This is a genomic window from Rhabdaerophilum sp. (assembly GCF_046092605.1).
GTDB lineage: Bacteria > Pseudomonadota > Alphaproteobacteria > Rhizobiales > Beijerinckiaceae > Rhabdaerophilum.
Window position 1 is genome coordinate 1 of sequence record NZ_JBJTDY010000035.1, and the last position, 2523, is coordinate 2523.

Below are 2523 nucleotides of genomic sequence, written 5' to 3' on the forward strand. Positions count from 1 at the left end.
TGCCGACCGCTCCGGCTGAGGCAGACCGGCTCCTCGATCCCGATGAACTCGAGGCAGCCCTGCGCAACATCGGCGCCAGACGCTACCACAACCTCCACCCCTTTCATCGGTTGCTTCACGGGGGCAGGCTGAACCAGGATCAGGTCCGGGCCTGGGCGCTGAACCGCTATTATTACCAGGCCATGATTCCGGTGAAGGATGCGTCGATCGTCGCCCGCATGGAAGACGCGTCCCTCCGCCGCATCTGGCGCCAACGCATCGTCGACCATGACGGCGAGGTGGAGGGCGGCGGCGGCATCGAGCGCTGGCTGAAGCTGACCGACAGCCTCGGCTTTCCGCGCGCCTATGTCATTTCCACGAAAGGCATCCTCCCGGCCAACGCGCTTCGCCGTTGAGGCCTATGTGCATTTCGTGCGGGAGCGGAGCCTTCTGGAGGCGATCGCGTCGTCATTGACCGAGATGTTTGCCCCGATGATCATTTCCGAACGGGTCGCGGGAATGCTCGGAGCTTATGATTTCGTCTCGAAGGATACGCTCGCCTATTTCGACAAGCGCATGACCCAGGCCCCCCGCGACGCCGATTTCGCGCTGGCCTACGTCAAGGCCCACGCCAAAACGCCTTCGCTTCAAGCGCAGGCTCTGGGTGCCTTGAGCTTCAAATGCGACGTCTTGTGGAGCCAGTTGGATGCGCTGCATCATGCCTATGTCGATCCGGGTCTGCCCCCTCCGGGCGCTTGGACGCCGGGCGGGGAGGCGATTGCATGACAGAGGTTCTTCGCCTGGACGACGTGCCGCGCGTGCCCCGCGGGGTTCGCCTGCGTTTCGACGAGGTCAGGGGCACCCATTTGCTGCTCGCTCCCGAGCGTAGTTTTGATCTCGATGCCGTGGCGGCCGATGTGCTCGGCCTGGTGGACGGAATACGCAGCGTCGACGACATTATCACCGCGCTTGCCGAGAAATATCTGGAAGACCGGGCCGTGATTGAGCGCGACGTGATCGGCCTGCTGGATGAGCTCTGGAGGAAACGGGTGCTCGATCGATGAACGCACCAGCTCCTGAGTTGCCCGCGCCAATCGGCCTTCTGGCTGAACTGACCCATCGCTGCCCTTTGCGCTGCCCTTATTGCTCGAACCCGCTGGAACTCGACAAGCGCTCGGGCGAGCTCGACACGGCGACCTGGCGGCGCGTCCTTTCGGAAGCGGCGGCGCTCGGCGTCCTGCACGTGCACCTGTCTGGCGGCGAGCCGACCATCCGGACCGATATCGTCGAGATCACGGCGCATTGCGCGCAGAGCGGTCTTTACTCCAACCTCATCACATCGGGTGTTGGCGGCGCGCTGGAAAAGCTCGATGCGCTGGCGGATGCGGGGCGCGACCACGTGCAACTGTCCTTCCAGGCGGTGGACAAGGCCAATGCCGAACGGATCGGCGGATTCGTCAACGCTCAAGCGCAGAAGATGGCCTTCGCCGGCCGGGTTACGGCGCTCGGGCTCCCTTTGACGCTCAACGCCGTGATCCACCGCGGCAACATCGATGAGATGGATCGCATCATCGACCTTGCGGTGGCGCTCGGCGCCCGGCGGCTGGAAGTGGCCCACACGCAGTATTACGGCTGGGCCTCCCTGAACCGCGCCGCCCTCATGCCAACCAGGGCCGATGTCGATCGCTCCATCCAGATCGTGGAGACTGCACGCAAGGCGCTAGAGGGGCGGCTCGTGATCGACTTCGTCGTGCCAGATTATTACGCGACTTATCCCAAGGCCTGTGCCGGTGGTTGGGGAAGGCGGCTCATGAAGTCAGCCCTTCGGGCCGCGTCCTGCCCTGCCATGCGGCCGAGACGATCCCCGGTCTGGAGTTCTGGTCGGTGAGGGACCGGTCGCTTGCCGACATCTGGACGTCGTCGCCAGCCTTCATGGCCTATCGCGGGACAGACTGGATGCTTGAGCCCTGCCGGTCCTGTGATCGCAAGGAGCGCGACTGGGGCGGCTGCCGCTGCCAGGCCCTTGCGCTGACGGGAGATGCATCCGCCACCGACCCGGTCTGCGTCTACTCGCCCCACCACGCCCGCATCAAGGCGCTTGCTGCGGCGGAAGCCGGTGCCAGCGCCGATCATGCCTATGTTTACCGCTCCTTCAGTTCCGGCGATCGCACCGCGCCTTGACTCCTGGAACAGACCCGGGCGGCCGGCGATGAGGATGTGAATCTTTCGGGCGGGCGGACGCGCAACCCAAACCAGCTTCGCCGCCCGCGCTGGCGTCGAGGCCGTCAATGCACTAACATTCTATCCGGACCACTCCGTGGGGGCCGATCAAACACGCAAAACAATTTCCGACTGAGTTACGAGCACGTAAAATGAGATTACCAACAGCTGCTACAAAAGGAACGGCAATGACTGATACGAGAGAGAGAGCAAAAATTACGCCAGGTATTAGTTAGTGGAGCCACTGGCTTTGTTGGGCAGCATTTAGTTCCTATCTTTCTTAATAACAACTACAAAGTAATGGCAACAGCAAGAGACGAAAAT

The 2523-nt window shown here is 62.7% G+C and carries 1 protein-coding gene and 2 pseudogenes; all 3 read left to right on the plus strand.

Features of this window, described 5'->3' with window-relative positions:
- A pseudogene (gene pqqC, locus ACKODO_RS03275) lies at nt 1-1043 on the plus strand (pyrroloquinoline-quinone synthase PqqC); the annotation flags it as partial.
- Nucleotides 1040-2160, plus strand: a pseudogene (gene pqqE, locus ACKODO_RS03280) (pyrroloquinoline quinone biosynthesis protein PqqE). The pseudogenes pqqC and pqqE, both read left to right, overlap by 4 nt.
- A 234-nt stretch (nt 2161-2394) precedes the next feature.
- On the plus strand, nt 2395-2523 hold a 129-nt coding region (locus tag ACKODO_RS03285), incomplete at its 3' end, for an NAD-dependent epimerase/dehydratase family protein (RefSeq protein ID WP_408982021.1).